General features: G+C 72.6%; 18 protein-coding genes. All 18 read left to right on the top strand.

The annotated features are described in order from the left end of the window. Positions 1-65 precede the first annotated feature (65 nt). Positions 66-1613: a sugar ABC transporter ATP-binding protein gene (locus ACZ7MY_RS26240; protein ID WP_499605326.1), complete on the top strand. Its 1548-nt coding sequence runs from the start codon at positions 66-68 to the stop codon at positions 1611-1613. Then, entirely contained in the window at positions 1610-2647 is a 1038-nt protein-coding gene (locus ACZ7MY_RS26235; RefSeq protein WP_499605324.1) for an ABC transporter permease, read from the top strand. Before ACZ7MY_RS26240 ends, ACZ7MY_RS26235 begins: the two co-directional genes overlap by 4 nt. 77 nt (positions 2648-2724) lie before the next feature. Further along, complete coding sequence (locus ACZ7MY_RS26230) at positions 2725-3771, top strand: substrate-binding domain-containing protein (RefSeq protein WP_499605322.1); 1047 nt, start codon at positions 2725-2727, stop codon at positions 3769-3771. 57 nt (positions 3772-3828) lie between these two features. Beyond that, complete coding sequence (locus tag ACZ7MY_RS26225; RefSeq protein ID WP_499605604.1) at positions 3829-5046, top strand: Gfo/Idh/MocA family protein; 1218 nt, start codon at positions 3829-3831, stop codon at positions 5044-5046. A gap of 28 nt (positions 5047-5074) precedes the next feature. Beyond that, entirely contained in the window at positions 5075-6079 is a 1005-nt protein-coding gene (locus tag ACZ7MY_RS26220) for a sugar phosphate isomerase/epimerase family protein (protein WP_499605321.1), read from the top strand. A 299-nt stretch (positions 6080-6378) separates the two neighbouring features. Continuing rightward, on the top strand, positions 6379-10098 hold the full coding sequence (locus ACZ7MY_RS26215; RefSeq protein ID WP_499605319.1) for a ThuA domain-containing protein: 3720 nt from the start codon (positions 6379-6381) through the stop codon (positions 10096-10098). A 94-nt stretch (positions 10099-10192) separates the two neighbouring features. Further along, the gene (locus ACZ7MY_RS26210; RefSeq protein ID WP_499605317.1) at positions 10193-11347 is read left to right on the top strand and encodes an inositol-3-phosphate synthase; all 1155 of its coding nucleotides are present in this window, start codon (positions 10193-10195) and stop codon (positions 11345-11347) included. Then, entirely contained in the window at positions 11344-12582 is a 1239-nt protein-coding gene (locus tag ACZ7MY_RS26205) for an SCO3242 family prenyltransferase (protein WP_499605315.1), read from the top strand. The genes ACZ7MY_RS26210 and ACZ7MY_RS26205 overlap by 4 nt, the downstream gene beginning before the upstream one ends. Then, complete coding sequence (locus ACZ7MY_RS26200; RefSeq protein WP_499605313.1) at positions 12579-13436, top strand: sugar phosphate isomerase/epimerase family protein; 858 nt, start codon at positions 12579-12581, stop codon at positions 13434-13436. The genes ACZ7MY_RS26205 and ACZ7MY_RS26200 overlap by 4 nt, the downstream gene beginning before the upstream one ends. Next, positions 13433-14068 (top strand): EboA domain-containing protein, encoded by a 636-nt coding sequence (locus ACZ7MY_RS26195; protein ID WP_499605312.1) that lies wholly within the window; start codon positions 13433-13435, stop codon positions 14066-14068. The genes ACZ7MY_RS26200 and ACZ7MY_RS26195 overlap by 4 nt, the downstream gene beginning before the upstream one ends. Then, positions 14068-14916 carry a TatD family hydrolase gene (locus ACZ7MY_RS26190; protein WP_499605310.1) on the top strand — a complete coding sequence of 283 codons (849 nt, stop codon included), beginning with the start codon at positions 14068-14070 and terminating at the stop codon, positions 14914-14916. The genes ACZ7MY_RS26195 and ACZ7MY_RS26190 overlap by 1 nt, the downstream gene beginning before the upstream one ends. A 13-nt stretch (positions 14917-14929) precedes the next feature. Continuing rightward, on the top strand, positions 14930-16099 hold the full coding sequence (gene eboE, locus ACZ7MY_RS26185) for a metabolite traffic protein EboE (protein WP_499605308.1): 1170 nt from the start codon (positions 14930-14932) through the stop codon (positions 16097-16099). Then, on the top strand, positions 16096-17484 hold the full coding sequence (locus ACZ7MY_RS26180) for an alkaline phosphatase family protein (protein WP_499605306.1): 1389 nt from the start codon (positions 16096-16098) through the stop codon (positions 17482-17484). The genes eboE and ACZ7MY_RS26180 overlap by 4 nt, the downstream gene beginning before the upstream one ends. 100 nt (positions 17485-17584) lie before the next feature. Continuing rightward, positions 17585-18580, top strand: coding sequence for a sugar phosphate isomerase/epimerase family protein (locus ACZ7MY_RS26175; protein WP_499605602.1), 996 nt, complete (start codon positions 17585-17587; stop codon positions 18578-18580). Positions 18581-19147: 567 nt separating this feature from the next. Beyond that, positions 19148-19384 (top strand): hypothetical protein, encoded by a 237-nt coding sequence (locus ACZ7MY_RS26170; RefSeq protein ID WP_499605304.1) that lies wholly within the window; start codon positions 19148-19150, stop codon positions 19382-19384. A gap of 237 nt (positions 19385-19621) precedes the next feature. Continuing rightward, the gene (locus tag ACZ7MY_RS26165) at positions 19622-20368 is read left to right on the top strand and encodes an SDR family oxidoreductase (protein WP_499605303.1); all 747 of its coding nucleotides are present in this window, start codon (positions 19622-19624) and stop codon (positions 20366-20368) included. Between the two features lie 224 nt (positions 20369-20592). Further along, positions 20593-21498 (top strand): SDR family NAD(P)-dependent oxidoreductase, encoded by a 906-nt coding sequence (locus ACZ7MY_RS26160; RefSeq protein WP_499605301.1) that lies wholly within the window; start codon positions 20593-20595, stop codon positions 21496-21498. 155 nt (positions 21499-21653) lie between these two features. Further along, positions 21654-21989: a nuclear transport factor 2 family protein gene (locus ACZ7MY_RS26155; protein ID WP_499605299.1), complete on the top strand. Its 336-nt coding sequence runs from the start codon at positions 21654-21656 to the stop codon at positions 21987-21989. Positions 21990-22001: the final 12 nt, after the last annotated feature.

Here is a 22001-nt window from a genome sequence, read left to right as displayed (position 1 = left end):
ACCACCGGCTCCACCTGCACGCTCCGCACGCGCACGTGTCACCCGCACCCGCCGAGGGGATCGTCATGGCACCTGAACCACCGGCACCGCCGCCGCCCCCGACAGCAGCGCCGCTGCTCACCATGTCCGGCATCACCAAGTCCTTCCCCGGCGTCCGCGCCCTGGACGGCGTCGACCTGGACGTCCAGGCCGGCGAGGTGCACTGCCTCCTCGGCCAGAACGGCGCGGGGAAGTCCACCCTGATCAAGGTGCTCGCCGGGGCCCACCAGCCCGACGGCGGCGAGATCACCTGGCGCGGGGAACCGGTGGCGCTGAAGTCGCCGATCGCCGCCATGCGGCTCGGCATCGCCACCATCTACCAGGAACTCGACCTGGTCGAAGGGCTGTCGGTGGCCGAGAACGTCTTCCTCGGCCACGAGCCGACCACCGCCGGGTTCGTCGTGCGCGGGGGTGACGCCCGCCGGGAGGCCGCCGTCCTGCTGCGCCGGCTCGGCCACGCCGAGATCGACCCGGCCCGCCACGTCGGCGACCTCTCGGCCGCCCAGCAGCAGATCGTCTCGATGGCCCGCGCGCTCTCCCACGACGTGCGCCTCATCGTCATGGACGAGCCGTCCGCCGCGCTCGACCCGGAGGAGACCGACAACCTGCTCCGCATCGTCGGGCAGCTGACCGCCGACGGCGTCGCGGTCGTCTACATCTCCCACCGGCTCGAGGAGATCCGCCGCGTCGGCGACCGGGTCACCGTCCTCAAGGACGGCCGCGCGGTCGCCGGGGGGCTCCCCGCCAAGTCCATGCCGACGCGGGACATCGTGGCGCTCATGACGGGCCGTGACGTCGAGTACGTCTTCCCGCCGCGCCCCGTGGGACCGCGCTCCGGCGACCCCGTCCTGCGGGTCGAAGGGCTCGCCAGGGACGGCGAGTTCGCCGCCGTCGACCTGGAGGTGCGCCCGGGCGAGATCGTCGGGCTCGCCGGACTCGTGGGCTCCGGACGCTCGGAGATCCTCGAGACGCTCTACGGCGCCCGGAAGCCCACCGCCGGCCGGGTCACCGTCGACGGCCGTCCGCTCAAGCCCGGCAGCGTCCGCTCGGCCGTCCGCGCCGGGCTGGGACTGGCACCCGAGGAGCGCAAGGCCCAGGCGCTGCTGATGCTGGAGTCCGTCACGCGCAACGTGTCGGTCTCCACCCTCGCCCGCTTCTCCCGGGCCGGCTGGCTGGACCGCAAGGAGGAACGGCGGGCCGCCCGGGAGTCCACCCGGTCGCTGTCGCTGCGGCCCGACAACCCCGACGCCCGGGTGCGCACCCTGTCCGGAGGCAACCAGCAGAAGGCCGTGCTGGCCCGCTGGCTGCTGCGCGGCTGCCGCGTCCTGCTGCTCGACGAGCCGACCCGCGGCGTCGACGTGGGCGCCCGCGCCGAGCTCTACGCGGTGATCCGCAGGCTCGCCGACGACGGCCTGGCCGTACTGCTCGTGTCCAGCGAGGTCCCCGAGGTCCTGGGGCTCGCGGACCGGGTGCTGGTGCTCCGCGAGGGACGCGTCGTGCACGCGGCGCCCGCGACGGAGCTGGACGAACACCGCGTACTCGACCTCGTCATGGAAGGGAGCCCGAGCCGATGACGCAGCCCGCCTCCGAGGCCCCGCAGGCACCGAAGCCGCCCGCGGAAGCGCCTCCCGTCACGAAGGGCGGCGACCGGCGCCCGGCGCTGGGGTTCCACGCCGACCTCCGGAACCTGTCCCTGCTCGGCGTCCTCGCCGCCCTCGTCCTCGTCGGGGGCATCACGCAGCCCGACAGCTTCCTGGACGTCTCCAACCTCCAACTGGTCCTCACCCAGGCGTCCGTCATCGGTGTCGTCACCGTCGGCATGACCTTCGTGATCACCAGCGGGGGCATCGACCTGTCCGTGGGCGCGATCGTCGCCCTCGCCTCCGTGTGGGCGACGACGCTCGCCACCCAGGAGTACGGCTTCACGGGCATCCTGTTCACCGCGGTCGTCGTCGGCGTCGGCTGCGGGCTGGTCAACGGGGTGCTCATCGCCTACGGCGGCATGGTGCCGTTCATCGCGACCCTGGCCATGCTCGCCTCGGCGCGCGGGCTCGCCCTGTACCTCACCGACGGCAAGACGCAGATCGTCACCGTGTCCTCGGTGCTCGACCTCGGCCTTCCCGACAGCTACGTCCTCGGCGTCCCACCGCTGGTGCTGGTCTTCGCCGCGGTCACCGTCGTCGGCTGGCTGGTGCTGAACCGGACGACCTTCGGACGCAGGACGGTGGCCGTCGGCGGCAACGCGGAGGCGGCCCGCCTGGCCGGCATCGACGTCCGCCGGCAGCGGCTCTACCTCTACCTGCTGTCCGGGCTGTGCTGCGGCATCGCGGCCTTCATGCTGATCATCCTGTCCGGCTCGGGCCAGAACACCAACGGCAACCTCTACGAACTCGACGCCATCGCCGCGGCGATCATCGGCGGCACGCTGCTCAGCGGCGGCCGCGGCACGATCGTCGGCTCCGTCCTGGGCGTGCTGGTGTTCATCACCATCCAGAACATCTTCGCCCTCAACAACCTGGAGAGCGCCGTCCAGCAGATCGCCAAGGGAGCGATCATCGTGGCCGCCGTCCTGGTCCAGCGCAGCACCGTGCGCAACGGCGACGGCTGACAAGGCCCGTCGCACCCCGCTCCACCCGACAACCCGCACGCGCCCCGCACCGCCCTATCCCGGAGGGTTTCACCGCCATGCCACGAATCCCGGTCACCAGCCGCAGAGGACTGCTCTTCGGCGCCGCCGCCGTCTCCGCCGGAGCGGCCCTCACCGCCTGCACCAGCAACGAGCCGAAGAAGGCCGGCACGGCAGCCACCACGGCGGCCGCCGCCGACGACAAGCCCGGCACGCCGGTCACGATCGGCTTCGCCGGTCCGCAGGCCGACCACGGCTGGCTCAACGCCATCAACCAGAACGCCAAGGACCGTGCCGCGAAGTACTCCGAGGTGACGCTGGAGATCACCGAGGGCTCCAACGACACCGCCGCCCAGATCGGGCAGATCCAGACCCTGATCAACAAGAAGGTCGACGTCCTGGTCATCCTGCCGGCCGACGGCAAGGCCCTCACCCAGGTGGGCCTGCAGGCCATGAAGGCCGGCATCCCGGTGATCAACCTGGACCGGATCTTCGCCTCCCCGCAGGCGTACCGCTGCTGGATCGGCGGCGACAACTACGGCATGGGACTCAACGCCGGCCGCTACATCGGCGAGCAGCTCAAGGACAAGCCGGACGCCAAGGTCGTCGAGCTCGCAGGCATCGACAACCTGGAGCTCACCCGGCAGCGCACCCAGGGCTTCGACGACGCCCTGAAGAACTACCCCAACATCAAGAAGGTGGCCCGGCAGGCCGCCGAGTTCACCGTCGAGACCGGCCAGGCCAAGATGGCCCAGCTGCTGCAGGCGCAGAAGCAGTTCGACGCGCTGTGGAACCACGACGACGACCAGGGCGTCGGCGCCCTGCGCGCCATCGCGCAGGCGGGCCGCGACGACTTCTTCATGGTCGGCGGCGCCGGTTCCAAGGCGGCGATGGACGCCATCAAGGCCGACAACGGCGTGCTGAAGGCCACCGTCCTCTACCCGCCCACCATGGCCGCCTCCGCCATCGACCTGGCCCGCGCGCTCGGCCAGAAGAAGGGCGTCGGCGGGATGGCGGAGCTGGAGATCCCCGCGTCGATCACCCTGTACTCCGCCGTCGTCACCAAGGAGAACGTCGACGAGTACCTGCCGACGGGCTTCATTTAACGGATCCGCCCGCCCGTCCGAACCGAGCAACCGACGAGGAGCAACGGCATGGCTGATATGGCCGGCAACGAAGACAGTGAGGCAGGGGCCGCTTCGCCGGCGCTCGGCATCGGCATGGTCGGCTACGCCTTCATGGGCGCCACCCACTCCCACGCGTGGCGCACCGTGGGCCACGTGTTCGACCTGCCGATGAGGCCCGTCCTGGCCGCGATCGGCGGCCGGGACGAGGGGGCCGTCCGGGCCGCGGCCGCCCGGCACGGCTGGGCGGCCGCGGAGACGGACTGGCGGGCCCTGGTGGACCGGGACGACGTCCAGCTGGTGGACGTGTGCACCCCCGGTGACAGCCACGCCGAGATCGCCGTCGCGGCGCTCGAGGCGGGCAAGCACGTGCTGTGCGAGAAGCCGCTGGCCAATTCGGTCGCCGAGGCCGAGGTCATGGTGGCGGCGGCCGAACGGGCCGCCGCCCGCGGTCAGGTGGCCATGGTCGGCTTCAACTACCGGCGGGTGCCGGCGGTCGCCTACGCCCGCCGGCTCATCGCGGACGGGAGGGTCGGCGCGATCCGCCACGTGCGGGTGACCTACCTCCAGGACTGGCTGGTCGACCCGGACTTCCCGCTGACCTGGCGGCTGAAGCGCGAGTACGCGGGTTCGGGGGCGCTGGGGGACCTCGGCGCGCACGCCGTCGACCTGGCCCAGTACCTGGCGGGGGAGCTCCTGGTGGGCGTCTCGGCGCTCACCGAGACCTTCGTGCGGGACCGGCCCGAGCTGGACGGCGCCTCGTCGGGGCTGTCGGGTTCCGGGGGCGGACGGCGGGGGCCCGTGACGGTCGACGACGCGGCGCTGTTCACCGGGCGCCTCACCTCGGGGGCGCTCGCCTCGTTCGAGGCCACCCGGATGGCGTCGGGGCGCAAGAACGCCCTGCGGCTGGAGATCAACGGCGAGCGCGGCTCGCTCGCCTTCGACCTGGAGCGGCTGAACGAGCTGTCGTTCCACGACCACACCGAGCCCGCCGAATCGGCCGGCTTCCGGCGGATCCTGGTCACCGAGCCGGGCCATCCGTACCTGGAGGCCTGGTGGCCGCCCGGCCACGCGCTCGGCTACGAGCACACCTTCACCCACCAGGCGCGCGACCTCGTCGTCGGCATCGCGGAGGGGGTCGCCCCGGCGCCCTCCTTCGCCGACGGCCTGCAGGTGCAGCGCGTCCTGGCGGCGGTGGAGGAGAGTGCGGAGAAGAACGCCGTCTACACCCCCGTCCACACTCCTGTCCCGTCCTGACCACGCCCGCATCGAGGAGGTCCTCGCCGTGCCACGACCCTTCACCCTCTTCACCGGCCAGTGGGCCGACCTGCCCCTGGAGGAGGTCTGCCGGCTCGCCCGTGACTTCGGTTACGACGGGCTCGAACTCGCCTGCTGGGGCGACCACTTCGAGGTCGACAAGGCCCTCGCCGACCCCGCGTACCTGGACGGGCGGCGGGCACTGCTCGACAAGTACGGACTGAAGTGCTGGGCCGTCTCCAACCACCTGGTCGGCCAGGCCGTCTGCGACAACCCGATCGACGAGCGCCACAAGGGGATCCTGCCCGCCCGCATCTGGGGCGACGGTGAGCCGGAGGGCGTGCGGCAGCGCGCCGCGCGGGAGCTGGCCGACACCGCGCGCGCCGCGGCGGCCTTCGGGGTGCGCACCGTCATCGGCTTCACCGGATCGTCGATCTGGCACCTGGTCGCCATGTTCCCGCCGGTCCCGGAGCGGATGATCGAGCGCGGCTTCGAGGACTTCGCCGAGCGGTGGAACCCGGTCCTCGACGTCTTCGACGCCGAAGGGGTCCGCTTCGCCCACGAGGTCCACCCGGCCGAGATCGCCTACGACTACTGGACCACCCACCGCGCGCTGGAGGCCGTCGGCCACCGGCCGGCCTTCGGGCTGAACTTCGACCCGAGCCACTTCGTGTGGCAGGACCTCGACCCCGTCGGGTTCCTGTGGGACTTCAAGGACCGCATCTACCACGTCGACTGCAAGGAGGCCCGCAAGCGCCTCGACGGCCGCAACGGACGCATGGGCTCCCACCTGCCGTGGGGCGACCCGCGGCGCGGCTGGGACTTCGTCTCGGCCGGGCACGGCGACGTGCCGTGGGAGGACGTGTTCCGGATGCTGCGGTCGATCGGATACGACGGCCCGATCTCCGTCGAGTGGGAGGACGCCGGGATGGACCGCCTCGCCGGTGCGCCGGAAGCGCTTTCCCTCCTGAAGCGGTACGACTTCGACCCGCCGGCGGCTTCCTTCGACGCCGCGTTCGGAGGCAACGACTAGGGCGTCACCGCAGGTCACAGCAGACAGTCCACAGCCCGGCGGCTCACCGCCGCCGGGCCTGTCGGGCTGTCCGGACACCTCTTTGTCCTGAGCCTGGAGAAAGTTCAACTTATCTGCCGCACAAGGGCTTTCGGTCCCGGACGAACCCGGCTACCGTCCCTGAGGTGTACAGGACACGGGCCTGAAACACGAGGCCGGTCCTGACGTGGCACCCCCGACCAGCGTGACGGCGCACGCCGGTCCCCGGATCTTCCGCACGGCAGCTGCATCCGCCCGTACGACCTTCCCGGAGGACACACGTGCACAGAAAACGGCCCGGAGCACCCAGGACCCGATTCCGGCAGGGGCTCGCGCTCCTCACCGGCGGCCTCCTCGCGGCCACGTCCCTCGTCGTCTCCGCCCCCTTAGGCGCCTCGGCCCGACCTCTCGACACGGAGCCCGCGGCCGCGGCGGCGGAGGAGTTCCAGCAGGTCACCCTCGCCAAGGGGGAGCCCGAGACCGGCGAGCCCATGTCGCTCGCGGTCCTGCCCGACCGCAGCGTGCTGCACACCTCGCGGGACGGCGAGCTGCGCAGGACCGACGCCGCCGGCGACACCACCGTCATCGGCACCGTCCCCGTCTACACGCACGACGAGGAGGGCCTGCAGGGCGTCGGCATCGACCCGGACTTCGACGAGAACCGGGCGATCTTCCTCTACTACGCGCCCCCGCTCGACACCCCCGCGGGCGACGCCCCCGACCAGGGCACCGAGGCCGACTTCGCCAAGTTCGACGGTGTCAACCGCCTCTCGCGCTTCACGCTGAACGCCGACTGGACCCTCGACCTCGGCAGCGAGAAGAAGGTCCTCGACGTCTCCACCACCCGCGGCATCTGCTGCCACGTCGGCGGTGACATCGACTTCGACGCCCAGGGCAACCTGTACCTGTCGACCGGCGACGACTCCAACCCCTTCGCGTCCGACGGCTTCACGCCCATCGACGACCGTGCGGGCCGCAACCCCGCCTACGACGCCCGCCGCACCTCCGGCAACACCAACGACCTGCGCGGCAAGCTGCTGCGGATCAAGGTCGCCGACGACGGGTCGTACACCATCCCCGAGGGCAACCTCTTCGCCCCGGGCACCGAGAAGACCCGGCCCGAGATCTACGCCATGGGCTTCCGCAACCCGTTCCGCTTCAGCGTGGACAAGGCGACCGGCATCGCCTACGTCGGCGACTACGGTCCCGACGCCGGCGCGGCCGACCCCGGGCGCGGCCCCGGCGGCCAGGTCGAGTTCGCCCGCGTGACGGAGGCCGGCAACTTCGGCTGGCCGTTCTGCACCGGGGACAACGACCCGTACGTCGACTACGACTTCGCCACCGGGCAGTCCGGCGCGACCTTCGACTGCGCCGCCCCGAAGAACGACTCGCCGTACAACACGGGCCTGACCGACCTGCCGCCCGCGCAGGCCGCGTGGCTCCCCTACGACGGCGGCTCCGTGCCCGAGTTCGGCTCCGGCTCCGAGTCCCCGATGGGCGGCCCGGTCTACCGGTACGACCCCGAGCTGGACTCCCCGGTGAAGTTCCCCGAGGCCTACGACGGCGACTTCTTCGCCGGCGAGTTCGGGCGCCGCTGGATCAAGCGCATCGAGCAGGGCGGGGACGGCACCGTCCAGTCGATCAACGACGTCCCCTGGACCGGCACGCAGATCATGGACATGGCGTTCGGGCCGGACGGCGCGCTCTACGTGCTGGACTACGGCACCGCCTGGTTCGGCGGCGACGAGCACTCCGCCCTCTACCGGATCGAGAACGCCACCGACGGCCGCTCCCCGACCGCCGAGGCGTCCGCCAACAAGACCTCGGGCGTCGCACCGCTGAAGGTCACCTTCTCCTCGGCCGGCACCACCGACCCCGACGGCGACACGCTCGCCTACAGCTGGGACTTCGGTGACGGCGGCACCTCCGCCGCGGCGAACCCCGCCCACACCTACCGCAAGAACGGCACCTACACCGCGACCCTCACGGTGAAGGACCCGACCGGGCGCACCGCGACCGCGAGCGTCCAGGTCGTCGTCGGCAACACCGCGCCCAAGGTGACCCTGGACCTGCCCGCCGAGGGAGCGCTGTTCAGCTTCGGCGACGAGATCCCGTTCAAGGTGACCGTCACCGATCCCGAGGACGGCACCGTCGACTGCTCCAAGGTCAAGGTCACCTACGTCCTCGGCCACGACAGCCACGGCCACCCCGTGACGTCCGTCAACGGCTGCTCCGGCACCATCAAGACCTCCGCCGACGGCGGCCACGACCCCAACGCCAACATCTTCGGCGTCATCGACGCCGAGTACACCGACGGCGGGGGCGGCGGCCAGGAGGCGCTCGCCGGCCACGACCAGGCGCAGCTGCAGCCGCGCCACCGGCAGGCCGAGCACTTCACCTCCTCGTCCGGCGTGGACCTCTTCGACAAGGCCGAGGCCCACGGCGGCCGCACGGTCGGCAACATCGACAACGGCGACTGGATCTCCTTCACGCCGTACAACCTCACCGGCTCCGTCCGGCTGACCGCACGGGTCTCCTCCGGCGGCGCGGGCGGCTTCCTCGAGGTGCGCACCGGTTCGGCGACCGGCCCGATCCTGGGTTCCGCCCCCGTTCCGGTGACCGGCAGCTGGGAGACCTTCCAGGAGATCGACGTACCGCTGCGCGCCGTGCCGAAGAAGACCACCGAGCTCTTCCTGGTCTTCAAGGGCGGCTCCGGAGCGCTCTACGACATGGACGACTTCGAGCTCTCCGACGTCCCGGCCGACCGCGCCGCCAAGCGCGTGCTGGTCTTCTCCAGGACCGCCGGCTTCCGTCACGACGCCATCCCCACCGGGATCGCCGCGCTGAAGGAACTCGGCGCCACCGCCAACATCACCGTCGACGCCACCGAGGAACCGCGCCAGTTCACCAGCAACAACCTGGCGCGCTACGACGCGGTGGTCTTCCTGTCGACCACCGGTGACGTCCTCAACGCCGAGCAGCAGACGGCGTTCGAGAACTACGTCAAGGGCGGGGGCGCCTACATGGGTGTCCACGCCGCAGCCGACACCGAGTACGACTGGCCCTTCTACGGCGGCCTCGTCGGCGCCTACTTCCAGGGGCACCCGCAGATCCAGAAGGCCACCGTCCGCGCCGAGGACCACGACCACCCGGCCACCGCGCACCTCGACGAGGCCGGCTGGGAGCGCACCGACGAGTGGTACAACTACCGCACCAACCCGCGCGGTCAGGCCCGCGTCCTCGCCACCCTGGACGAGACCACCTACCAGGGCGGCACGATGAAGGGCGACCACCCCATCGCGTGGTGCCAGACCTACCAGTCCGGCCGCTCCTTCTACACCGGTCTCGGGCACACCAAGGAGTCCTACGCCGAGCCGGCCTTCCGCCAGCACCTCCTGGGCGGACTGCGCTACGCCGTCGGGCAGGTCAAGGCCGACTGCAAGCCGCAGACGGGCTACCGCGACCTGTTCAACGGGCACACCCTGGAGGGCTGGAAGCAGGCGGGCCCCGGCAAGTTCAACGTCGTCGACGGTGAACTGCGCACCGAGGGCGGCATGGGCCTGCTGTGGTACCAGGCCAAGCAGTTCGGTTCGTACTCGCTGACGCTCGACTGGAAGATGGACGGCGACGACAACTCCGGTGTCTTCGTGGGCTTCCCGGCCTCCGACGACCCGTGGTCCGCGGTCGACAAGGGCTACGAGATCCAGATCGACGCCTCGGACGCCCCCGACCGGACCACCGGCTCCGTCTACAGCTTCAAGTCGGCCAACCTCAAGGCCCGCGACCAGGTGCTGCGTCCGCCGGGTCAGTGGAACAGCTACGAGATCAAGGTCCAGGGTGAACGGCTCCAGGTCTTCCTCAACGGAGTGAAGATCAACGACTTCACCAACACCGACCCGGTCCGCAGTCTGAAGGACGGCTACATCGGCCTGCAGAACCACGGGGCCGCAGACCAGGTGTCCTTCCGGAACGTCAAGATCAAGGAACTGCCCTCCTCGTAGGGCGGGTCCTGCCGGCACCCACGAGCCGGCGGCGGGCGGGGAGACGCCGTGCCCCCGCCCGCCGCCCCCCACCACTCGCACCAGGGAGGCAGCCGTGACGAACCCGCCCGCCCCGGCACCGGCATCGGACAACCAGTCGCCCCCGCGCACCGGGGTGTGGCTGATCGGAGCCCGCGGCTCCGTCGCCACCACCGCCGTCGCGGGATGCGCGGCGGTCACCGCAGGGCTCCACCCGGCGACGGGCATGGTGAGCGAGACCGCGCCCTTCGCGGCGGCCGGGCTCCCACCGCTGCCCTCCCTGGTCTTCGGCGGCCACGACACGGCCGCCTGCCCGCTGGGCAAGCGGGCCGAACAACTCGCGGAGGGCGGTGTGCTGCCGCACGGCCTGCCGACCGCACTCCGCGCCGAACTCGCCGCCGCCGACCGGGAGATCCGTACCGGCGGCCCGCTCCCCGGCGACACCCGCGGCGACGCGGAACTGATCGCCGCGTTCGCGGCGGACATCACCGACTTCACCCGGCGCCACGGCCTGGCCCGGACCGTGGTCGTCAACGTCGCCTCCACCGAGCCCGTCCCCGGGCCCGGCAGCGACCGCATGCCCGCGAGCTCCCTCTACGCGGCGGCGGCCGTCGAGGCCGGATGCGCCTACGTGAACTTCACCCCCTCCACCGGGATGAGGACGCCGGCCCTCGCCGAGGCGGCCTCCGCCCGCGGCCTGCCCCACGCGGGACGGGACGGCAAGACGGGGCAGACCCTGCTGCGCTCCGTCCTCGCCCCGATGTTCGTGCAACGCGCCCTGACGGTACGGGCCTGGTCCGGCACCAACCTGCTCGGCGGCGGCGACGGGGCGGTCCTGGCCGACCCCGCGGCGGCCGCGGCGAAGAACGCCGGCAAGGAACGCGTCCTCGCCGACGCCCTCGGCGCCGCCCCCGAGGGCGAGGTCCACATCGACGACGTCCCGGCCCTCGGCGACTGGAAGACGGCCTGGGACCACATCGCCTTCGACGGCTTCCTCGGCACCCGGATGGTCCTGCAGACCACCTGGCAGGGCTGCGACTCCGCCCTTGCCGCGCCGCTCGTCATCGACCTCGCCCGCTTCGCGGCCCGCGCCCACGAGGTGGGTTTGAGCGGCCCCCTCCCGCAACTGGGCTTCTACTTCAAGGACCCCGACGCCGGCGCCCCCGCGGCGCTGTCCGAGCAGTACGGCGAGTTGCTCGACCTCGCCGCCAGGCTGGGGGAGTCCCGGTGAGCGTTCCGGGAGCACGTGGGCTGCGGGCCCTCGCCGTCGTGGCGGCTCTCGGAGTCCTGACCGCCTTCGCCACGCGCCGCCCACCGCGCGGTACGGCGCAGGACTGCGTCGCCCCGCCGGGCGGCGCGGGCGGCACCCGTCGGCCCGGGGCGGAGGAGGGGGCCGCTCCGGGGGCGCACGCCGACGCCGCCCCGGCCGGTGCCGCCGGCACGGGGGACGCCGTGGGCGCCGTGGGCTCCGCCGGGGCGCAACGGCCCGCGCCGGGCGCAAGGCTGTGGGACTGGGCCGAACTCCTCCGCGTCTCCGCGCTGTTCACCGTCCCGGGTGACGCGCTCGCGGGCGCCGCCGCGACCGGACGGGGCCCCGGTCGCGGCACCTTCCTCGCCATCGGCAGTTCGCTGTGCCTCTACCACGCGGGCATGGCCCTCAACGACTGGGCCGACCGCGACGAGGACGCCGTCGACCGCCCCCACCGCCCCCTGCCGTCGGGCCGGATCAGCCCGGCCGCCGCGCTGACAGCCGCCGCGGCGCTCACCGGGGCCGGTTTGTCGCTGGCCGCCCGCGCGGGCCGCGCCCCGCTCGCCCTCGCCACGACCCTCGCCGCGACGGTCTGGGCGTACGACCTGCGCCTGAAGCACACGGCGGCGGGCCCGGCCGCCATGGCGACGGCACGCGCCCTCGACCTCGTGCTCGGCGCGACGGCCACCCGCCCCCGGGCGGTCGCCGCCGCGCTGCCCCACGCAGCCCTGCTCGGCGCGCACACCTACGCGGTCACCATCGTCTCCCGCAACGAGACACAGGGCGGCTCCAGCACGGCACCGCTCGCCGCGCTGGTCACCACCACGGCGATCGCCGCCGTCACCGGCGACGCCGTCCGGACGCTGCGCCGGGCGCGCGCCTCCGCACGCCCGCCGTCGCCCACCGCCCGTCACGGGGCGGGCGGTGGCCGACGCGGGCGACCGGTCCCGGGCACCGAGCGTCCGGCGGCCCTGCCCCACGCCATGACGGCACTGGCCTCCGCCGCCTACGCGGGCACCGCGCTCACCCCCTTCCTCCACGCGGTCCTCAACCCGTCCCCACCGCTCACCCAGCGCGCGGTCGGCGGCGGGATCCGCGCCATGATCCCGCTGCAGGCCGCCCTGGCGGCCCGCTCCGGCTCCCCGGCGTCGGCGGTGGCAGTCCTCGCCCTCGGCCCCGTCGCCCGCCGGGTCGCCAGGAAGGTGAGCCCCACATGAGCCTGCGCCTCGGCTACGGAACCAACGGCCTCACCGACCTCCGCCTCGACGACGCCCTCGCCCTCCTGGCCGACCTCGGCTACGACGGCGTCGGACTCACCCTCGACCACATGCACCTCGACCCCCTCGCTCCCGACCTGGGCGCCCGTACCCGCCGCCTGGCGCAGCGGCTGTCCGCGCTCGGCCTCGAGGTCACCGTCGAGACCGGCGCCCGCTACGTCCTCGACCCGCGCCGCAAGCACGGACCCTCCCTCCTCGACCCGGACCCCGACGCCCGGGGCGCCCGCACCCGGCTCCTCGAACGCGCCGTCCAGGTGGCCGCCGACCTCGGCGCCCACGCCGTGCACTGCTTCAGCGGGATCACGCCCGCCGGCACGTCGCCCGCCACCGCCTGGCAGCGGCTCCAAGGCGCCCTCGCACCCGTCCTGGACGCCTCCTCCTCCGCGGGGGTCCCGCTCGCCGTCGAGCCCGAACCCGGTCACCTCCTCGCCTGCCTGGACGACTTCCACCACCTGCGCGGCCTGCTCGGCGACCCCGAATCCCTCGGACTCACCCTCGACATCGGCCACTGCCAGTGCCTGGAGCCGGCGCCTCCCGCCGACTGCGTCAAGCAGGCCGCTCCCTGGCTGCGCCACGTCCAGATCGAGGACATGCGCCGCGGCGTCCACGAACACCTCCCCTTCGGCGACGGGGAGATCGACTTCCCGCCCGTCCTGCGGGCCCTGGCGGAGACCGGCTACCAGGGCCTGACCGTCGTCGAACTTCCCCGCCACTCCCACGCCGGACCCGAACTGGCCCGCACCTCCCTCGACTTCCTGCGCTCCCACACCCCCACGAACGGAGCCATGGCATGACGACACCCACCCGCGAGGGCCTCCACGGCCTGCTGGGCGACGCCGCCCGCGCCTGGCTCGACGCGGCCCTCGCCGAAGCCGGAGCCGCCCCCGGCGCGGCCGCGGACGACGACACCCCCACCGCACCCTCCTCCCCTCCCGCCTGGGAACGGCACTTCGCCGCCGCCGGCCGCCACTGCGGACAGGAACACGCCGACGCCGCCCGCGTGCTGCTCCTGCGCGAGGCCCGTGCCGACGCCGACACCCTGACCCGGCTGTACCGGCAGGGCACCGCCGCCGAGCGCCGCGCCGTCCTCCTCGCCCTGCCCCACCTCGAGCCGGACCCCGCCGACGGGGTCGCCCTCGTCGAGGACGCCCTGCGCACCAACGACACACGGCTGGTCGCCGCCGCCGTCGGCCCCTACGCCGCGGCGCACCTCGACGCGCACACCTGGCGGCACGCCCTCCTCAAGTGCCTCTTCACCGGTGTGCCCGTGGACGCGGCCGCGCGGCTCGGACAGCGGGCGCACGGCGATGCCGAACTGGCCCGCATGCTCGGCGACTACGCCGCGGAACGCACCGCCGCGGGCCGGCCCGTCCCCGCGGACCTCCACCGCGTGCTCGCCCTGACGTCCCGGACGGAGGAGTCCTGATGCGCATCTTCGACCCCCACATCCACATGACCTCCCGCACCACGGACGACTACGAGGCCATGTACGCCGCCGGTGTCCGGGCCCTGGTCGAACCCTCCTTCTGGCTCGGTCAGCCCCGCACCTGCCCCGAGTCCTTCTTCGACTACTTCGACTCCCTCCTGGGCTGGGAACCCTTCCGCGCCGCGCAGTACGGCATCGCCCACCACTGCACCGTCGCCCTGAACCCCAAGGAGGCGAACGACCCGCGCTGCCTCCCCGTCCTCGACGAGCTGCCCCGCTTCCTCGTCAAGGACACCGTCGTCGCGGTCGGCGAGATCGGCTACGACTCGATGACCCCCGCCGAGGACACCGCACTCGCCACCCAGCTCCAGCTCGCCGCCGACCACGGACTGCCCGCCCTCGTCCACACCCCGCACCGCGACAAGCTCGCCGGGATGCGCCGCACCATCGACGTCGTCCGCGAGTCGGCGCTCGACCCCGAGCGCGTCCTGCTGGACCACCTGAACGAGACCACGGTCAAGGAAGCCGCCGACAGCGGCTGCTGGCTCGGCTTCTCGATCTACCCCGACACCAAGATGGACGAGGACCGCATGGTCGCCGTGCTCAAGGCCCACGGCACCGAGAAGATGCTGGTCAACTCCGCTGCCGACTGGGGGAAGAGCGACCCCCTCAAGACCCGCAGGACCGCCGACGCGATGCTCGCCGCCGGCTTCACCGCGGACGACGTCGACCAGGTCCTGTGGCGCAACCCCGTCGCCTTCTACGGCAGCAGCGGAAAGCTGCAGCTCGACGTCCCCGCACCGGGGGACCTGCACGAGGGCAACTCCATCCTCCGCGGCGGGGAATGAGGAGGCGGCACCCATGCGCTTCCGGCACGCCGACGGCTCGGTCGTCCACCTGGCCTACTGCACCAACGTCCATCCCGCGGAGACTCTCGAGGGAGTCCTCTCCCAGCTCCGCGACCACTGCGAACCGGTCCGCAAACGCCTCGGCCGGGACCGCCTCGGCATCGGGCTGTGGCTCGCCAAGGACGCCGCCCACGCCCTCCACACCGATCCGGCGGCGTTGCGGGGCCTGCGCACCGCACTGGACCGCCGCGGCCTGGAGGTCGTCACCCTCAACGGCTTCCCCTACCAGGGCTTCGGCGCCGCCGAGGTCAAGTACCGGGTCTACCGGCCGGACTGGACCGAACCGGAACGGCTCGCCTACACCAGCGGCCTCGCCGACCTCCTCGCCGCCCTGCTCCCCGCCGACGTCACCGAAGGGTCGATCTCCACCCTCCCGCTCGCCTGGCGCACCCTCTGGGACGACCGCGCCGCGCGGACCGCCAGGACCGCCCTGACCACCCTTGCCGGACGGCTCGACGCACTGGCCGAACTCACCGGCAAGTCCATCAGGATCGCCCTGGAACCCGAACCCGGCTGCATCGTCGAGACCACCGCGGACGCGATCGCGCCCCTCACCGCCATCGCCCACCCACGCATCGGCGTGTGCGTCGACACCTGCCACCTCGCCACCTCCTTCGAGGAACCCGCCACCGCGCTGGACGCGCTGACCGCGGCGGGCATCGCCATTCCCAAGGTCCAGCTCTCCGCCGCCCTGCACGCCGAACACCCGCACCTGCAGGACGTACGCGACGCGCTCGCCGCCTTCTCCGAACCCCGCTTCCTCCACCAGACGCGCGCCCGCACCGCCGACGGCCTGCACGGCACCGACGACCTCCACCAGGCGCTGACCGAGGGGCCGCTTCCCACCGGCGCCCCCTGGCGCGCCCACTTCCACGTGCCGCTGCACGCTCCGCCCGCGCCCCCGCTCACCTCCACCGTTCCCGTCCTGAAGGACGTCCTCGCCCGTCTCGTCGGCGGCCCGACCCCGCTCACCCACCACCTCGAGGTCGAGACCTACACCTGGCAGGCCCTCCCCGCCGCGCTGCGCCCGCGCACCCGAGCGCAGCTCGCCGACGGCATCGCCGCGGAACTCGGCCTCGCCCGCGACCTCCTCCACGACCTCGGCCTGAAGGAACTGCCATGACCGACACCGCCGGGCCGGCCCCCCTCCTCGTCCTCGACGTCGTCGGCCTCACCCCGCGGCTCCTGGAGCACATGCCGCGCCTGAAGCGGCTCGCCGACACCGGATCCCGGGCCCCGCTCGGCACCGTCCTGCCCGCGGTGACCTGCGCCGCCCAGTCCACCTTCCTCACCGGCGCCCCGCCCGCCGGGCACGGCATCGTCGGCAACGGCTGGTACTTCCGCGACCTCGGCGACGTCCTGCTGTGGCGTCAGCACAACGGTCTCGTCGCCGGCGACAAGCTCTGGGACGCCGCCCGCCGTGCGCACCCGGGCTACACCGTGGCCAACATCTGTTGGTGGTACGCCATGGGCGCCGACACCGATGTCACGGTCACCCCGCGCCCCGTCTACTACGCCGACGGCCGCAAGGAACCCGACTGCTACACCCGGCCCCCCGAGCTCCACGACGAGCTCACCGACCTCCTCGGAACCTTCCCCCTCTTCCGTTTCTGGGGCCCGGGCGCCGACATCGTCTCCAGCCGCTGGATCGTCGACGCCACCCGGCACATCCTGCGCACCCGTACACCCGACCTCGCCCTCTGCTACCTCCCGCACCTCGACTACGACCTCCAGCGCTTCGGCCCCGACGACCCCCGCTCCCGCCGTGCCGCCACCGACCTCGACGAGGCACTGGCGCCGCTCCTGGACGACGCACACCGGGAGGGCCGTACGGTCGTGGCGCTCTCCGAGTACGCCATCACCCCGGTCAGCCGGCCCGTCGACATCAACCGCGAGCTGCGGCGCGCCGGCCTGCTGGAGGTGCACACCCAGGACGGCATGGAGTACCTCGACCCGATGGCCTCCCGTGCGTTCGCGGTCGCCGACCACCAGGTCGCCCACGTGTACGTGCGCCGGCCCGAGGACCTCGAGGCCACCCGCAAGATCCTCGCCGCCCTGCCCGGCGTCGCCGAACTCCTCGACGACGAGGGCAAGAAGCGCCACGGCCTGGACCATCCGCGCTCCGGCGAACTCGTCGCCGTCGCGGACCCGGACGCCTGGTTCACGTACTACTACTGGCTCGACGACGACAGGGCACCCGACTTCGCCCGGCTCGTGGAGATCCACCGCAAGCCCGGTTACGACCCCGTCGAACTGTTCATGGACCCCGAGGACCCCTACGTCCGGGTCAAGGCCGCCACGGCCCTGGCCCGCAAGAAGCTCGGCATGCGCTACCGCATGGCGGTCGTGCCGCTCGATCCCTCGCCTATTCGCGGCAGCCACGGCCGCCTCCCGGCGAGCGACGAGGAAGGTCCGCTCATCATCTGCTCCGTCCCCCGTGCCGTCGGCGGCCGCGTCGCGGCCACCGAAGTGAAGTCCCTGCTCCTGCGCCTGGCAGGACTCCACTGAACCACACGTCACCGACGCCAAGGAGTTATCCACAGTGACCAGCACGCGTCGTAACAGCACCCCCGACCCGGAGCTCAGCCGCAAGCTCAGCAGAAGGGGCATGCTCGGTGTCGCCGCCGGGGCCACCGCCGCCGCGCTGCTCGGGGCGACCGCCCCCACCGCCGCCGCCCACGGCAAGTCCCACGACAAGCCGCACGGCAAGGGCCACGGCCGCCCCGTCCTGCCCCCCGGCCGCCTCGGCATCCAGCTGTACTCACTGCGCGACAAGGTCTCCACGCTCGGCTTCGCCCCCGTCTTCGCCGAACTCGAGAAGTACGGCTACGACGAGATCGAGTACGCCGGCTACACCCAGGGCTCCGCGGGCGCCATCACCCTCGCCCAGCTGCGCCGGCTCGCCCGCGACCACGGGCTGCGCGCCATCGGAAGCCACGTCGGCTACTACGACGACGGCAACCCGGGCGCCTACACCTTCGCCCAGAACCTGACGAAGGTCCTCGACGACGCCCAGGCCCTCGGGCTGAAGCACATCGGGACCGCGTCGGGTCCGTGGCGGTACGGGAGCACCGTCGACGGCTGGAAGCGCTGCGCGGAGGAGTTCAACGAGTACGGCGCCGCGGCCAAGGCCCGGGGCATGAAGTTCTACCAGCACAACCACGCGGAGGAGTTCTCCTTCGCGACCGACCGTCCGAACGTGCGGCTGTACGACGTCCTCCTCGCGGAGACCGACCCCGACCTGGTCTACCTGGAGATGGACATCTACTGGGCCTACGCCGGCCAGTTCCGCTTCTCCCAGCGGGCGGACGGCACCCCGGCGCCCTTCGACCCGCTGCGCTACGTCCTGAAGCAGCCCGACCGCTATCCCCTGTTCCACGTCAAGGACGGTGAGCACGACGAGACCAACCCCGACGGCTACCGCATGGTCGACGTCGGGGACGGCGACATCGACTACCAGCGGTTCATCTCGGCCGTGACGCGCACGCACGGCGGCCGGCTCGACCACCACTGGCAGACCGAGCACGACACGCCGCCGGACTCCCTCACCTTCGCCCGCAGGTCGAGCGCGTACCTGCACTCGCTGCGTGAGAAGGACTGCTGACGCCGTGTCGGCGGTCACCTGACGTTCCGTCCGGCACGCCGCTCGGCGTGCCGTCGGGGCCCCGTGCCCGCCGCTCGGGCGGGCCGGGGCCCTTCGTCTTCCCGAGAGGGGCCGGGCTTGCGCCACACGGTGACTTCGGGCAGTCCCCACGTCGCGGCGGCGTGCGAGGCCGTGACCAGGGCGGCAGCGGTTCCCCACGGCCCGGGACGTGCCGCCCGCGCGATGTCCCGGGGCCGTGCCGGGTCGAAGCCGGGCGCGGTCGGTGACGAGGATTCACCCATCGGGAGGCCCGGACGTGACGGTTCGTGATTACGGTCCGTGGTCGCACGGTTGAGGCCCCGTCGGACCCGTGATCTCAGGCCTTCGCCGTCCTGGGCCGGGTTCGGAGTCCACCGTTCGCCGTAGCTGACGCGTCGTCGTGTGACGGAGCGTGACGGGATTCCGTGGTGCGGCGTGGATGTCCTCGACGCAGGCTCTTCCTTGTCGGAACCCTGCGGTCACCGCCACGGTGCCCGCCGAGACAGGAGAGTCAGTATGCGCGTTTCCCGTTTTGTGGCCGCTGTCGGTGTGGCCTCTGTCGTTCTGTTGGGTGGTGCCACTGCTGCCGGCGCCGCCACCCCGGACCTCGCGAGCGCCAAGGGAACCCACGTCACGGGCGACCACGGTCGCGGCGGGTACGACCGCGGTCACGGCGGTCGCGGTCACCACCGTGACTCCTACCGCTTCGACCGCGGCTTCTTCGGCTCGTACCTGTTCGGGCCGTACCTCTTCGACCCCTTCTTCTTCGGCGGTCGCTTCCGCTGACCTCCGCCCGGCCCGAACGCTCCGCGCGTGACGGCCGTCGATTCCCGGGCCGCCACCCCCGCACGAGGGGTGGCGGCCCGGGCGCGTGCGGGAGGCGGTGCACGCCGCGGACCCGCAAGTGAACGGTGATAACAAGCCAGCGTTATCGGTGCTTGCGTTTCCGTCGATAACGTGGCACTGTTATCGGCGGAAGCGGGGCGACGGAAGGAGTCGCCCCCCTCGCATGAGGAGACCGCCATGACCGAGACCACCAACACCGCCCGCCGCGTCGCGATCGTCACGGGCGGTTCCCGCGGCATCGGCCGCGAGGTCGCGCTGCGCCTCGCCGCCGACGGCCAGGCGGTCGTCGTGGTCTACGCAGGCAACCAGGCCGACGCCGACGCGACCGTCGCGCAGATCGCCGCGGGCGGCGGTTCCGCGATAGCGGTGCGGGCCGACGTCGCCGACGAGAAGGCGGTCGAGGTGCTCTTCGACACCGCGGAGCAGGAGTTCGGCGGCGTGGACGTGGTGGTCAACTCGGCCGGCCTGATGATCCTGAACACCGTGGCGGACTTCGACCTCGACGCCCTGGACCGCATGCACCGCACCAACATCCGCGGCACCTTCGTGGTCAACCAACAGGCCGCCCGCAGGCTCCGCAACGGCGGTGCCGTGATCAACGTGTCCTCGTCCCAGACCCGGATCGCCACGCCCACCTACGCCGCGTACGCCGCGTCGAAGGGCGCGGTCGAGGCCATCAGCCTGATCCTGGCGCGGGAGCTGCGGGGCCGCGACATCACCGTGAACGCCGTCGCGCCCGGCCCCGTCGCCACCGACCTGTTCCTCAACGGCAAGGACGAGGAGACGATCGAGCGGTTCGCGAAGATGAACCCCCTCGAGCGCCTCGGGTCCCCGGAGGACATCTCCGCGGTCGTCTCCTTCCTGGCCGGCCCCGGTCGCTGGATCAACGGCCAGACGATCTTCGCCAACGGCGGAGTGGCCTGACCCACGTGCCGCGCCCCTCGCGCGGCCCCTCCGGGCACCGGGCCGCGGGCCCGCCTGCCGGACCCCGGCGCCCGGGCCCCTCGGCTCCTCTCTACCGCACCCACTCCGTACCTCGAGTCCGGCATCACCCTGCCCCGGGCAGATCCCGTACCTCGCGCCACCCATCCCATCCGGATCCGGACGCCACGCGCCGGCCTGGCCCCCGCAGTGCAAGGAGTTCCGTCATGTCCCCCGTGTCTTCCGTCGTCCTGGTCACCGGTGCGAGCTCCGGATTCGGCGCCCTGGCCGCCCACGCACTCGCCGCCGCGGGTCACACCGTCTACGCGAGCATGCGTGACATATCCGGCCGCAACGCCGAACGCGCCGCTGAGGTACGGGACCGGGCCGCTCGCGAGGGCATCGACCTGAGGGTCGTCGAACTCGACGTGCTGTCGCAGGACAGCGCGGACCGCGCCGTCGCCACCGTCCTGCGGGAGGCCGGCCGGCTGGACGTCCTGGTCCACAACGCGGGCCACATGGTGCTCGGCCCCACCGAGGCCTTCACCCCGGAGGAGATGGCCGCCGTCTACGACACCAATGTGCTGGGCACCCAGCGGGTGAACCGCGCCGCCCTGCCCCACCTGCGGGCCCAGGGACACGGTCTGCTGCTCTGGGTCGGTTCCAGCAGCACCCGCGGCGGCACCCCGCCCTACCTCGCCCCCTACTTCGCCGCGAAGGCGGCCATGGACGCGGTTGCCGTCAGCTACGCCGCCGAGGTCGCCCGCTTCGGCATCGACACCTCCATCGTCGTCCCCGGTGCCTTCACCTCCGGCACGAACCACTTCGTCAACGCGGGCCACCCCGCCGACACCGACACCGTCGCGGCCTACGAGACCCGCTACGCGGGCCTGACCGAGCAGGTGGGCCGGGCCCTGGCGGCCATCACCCCCGAGGACGCCGACGTCGCGGAGGTGGCGCGTGAGATCGTCCGCGTCGTCGGGATGCCCGCGGGCGAGCGGCCCTTCCGCACCCACATCGACCCCGCCGACGACGGCTCGGAGGCCGTCTCCGTGGTCGCCGACCGGATCCGTGAGGACTTCTACCACCGGATCGGTCTGGAAGACCTGCTCAGCCCACGCGCGGGAGTCTGACGGCGGCGGAGGCAGGCTGACCCCCGGCCGCCCGGTCCGTCCCGCCCACCACCCGGCACATCACCATCATCGGCCACGGCCACCGGCCTCCGGCCCGCGCGCACCGGTCCCTTCGGGGCCCGGTGCGCCGCCCGAAACCGACAAGGAGAACCGCCATGACCACTTCCGAGTTTCCCGAACTTCCCGAGCCGGTCCGCCGCGCCATCGCGGCGGCGAACGCCCATGACACCGAGGCGTTCCTGGACCAGTTCACCGAGCACGGCGCGGTGGACGACTGGGGCCGCCGCTTCGAGGGCCGCGAGGCCGTCGAGGGGTGGAGCCACCGGGAGTTCATCGGGGTCAAGGTCTCGCTGAAGGTCACCGGGGTGACCCGGCGCGCCGGCCAGGTGATCGTGTCCGCCCAGGTCGGGGGCAACGGGTTCAACGGCCCGTCGGACTTCGCCTTCACGGTCGAGGGTGACGGGATCGCCCTGATGAAGATCACCGGCTGACCGGCAGGTGCC

This window comes from Streptomyces sp. NPDC111520, assembly GCF_055635295.1.
The sequence above is the reverse complement of the archived record's forward strand: the minus strand, read 5'-3'. Positions and strand labels throughout refer to the sequence as shown.

Bases quoted from the DNA above. Each gene is read 5' to 3' on its own strand.
- ACZ7MY_RS26240 (WP_499605326.1), top strand. From the start codon at position 66: ATGGCACCTGAACCACCGGCACCGCCGCCGCCCCCGACAGCAGCGCCG.
- ACZ7MY_RS26235 (WP_499605324.1), top strand. From the start codon at position 1,610: ATGACGCAGCCCGCCTCCGAGGCCCCGCAGGCACCGAAGCCGCCCGCG.
- ACZ7MY_RS26230 (WP_499605322.1), top strand. From the start codon at position 2,725: ATGCCACGAATCCCGGTCACCAGCCGCAGAGGACTGCTCTTCGGCGCC.
- ACZ7MY_RS26225 (WP_499605604.1), top strand. From the start codon at position 3,829: ATGGCCGGCAACGAAGACAGTGAGGCAGGGGCCGCTTCGCCGGCGCTC.
- ACZ7MY_RS26200 (WP_499605313.1), top strand. From the start codon at position 12,579: ATGAGCCTGCGCCTCGGCTACGGAACCAACGGCCTCACCGACCTCCGC.
- ACZ7MY_RS26195 (WP_499605312.1), top strand. From the start codon at position 13,433: ATGACGACACCCACCCGCGAGGGCCTCCACGGCCTGCTGGGCGACGCC.
- ACZ7MY_RS26190 (WP_499605310.1), top strand. From the start codon at position 14,068: ATGCGCATCTTCGACCCCCACATCCACATGACCTCCCGCACCACGGAC.
- eboE (WP_499605308.1), top strand. From the start codon at position 14,930: ATGCGCTTCCGGCACGCCGACGGCTCGGTCGTCCACCTGGCCTACTGC.
- ACZ7MY_RS26180 (WP_499605306.1), top strand. From the start codon at position 16,096: ATGACCGACACCGCCGGGCCGGCCCCCCTCCTCGTCCTCGACGTCGTC.
- ACZ7MY_RS26175 (WP_499605602.1), top strand. From the start codon at position 17,585: ATGCTCGGTGTCGCCGCCGGGGCCACCGCCGCCGCGCTGCTCGGGGCG.
- ACZ7MY_RS26165 (WP_499605303.1), top strand. From the start codon at position 19,622: ATGACCGAGACCACCAACACCGCCCGCCGCGTCGCGATCGTCACGGGC.
- ACZ7MY_RS26160 (WP_499605301.1), top strand. From the start codon at position 20,593: ATGTCCCCCGTGTCTTCCGTCGTCCTGGTCACCGGTGCGAGCTCCGGA.
- ACZ7MY_RS26155 (WP_499605299.1), top strand. From the start codon at position 21,654: ATGACCACTTCCGAGTTTCCCGAACTTCCCGAGCCGGTCCGCCGCGCC.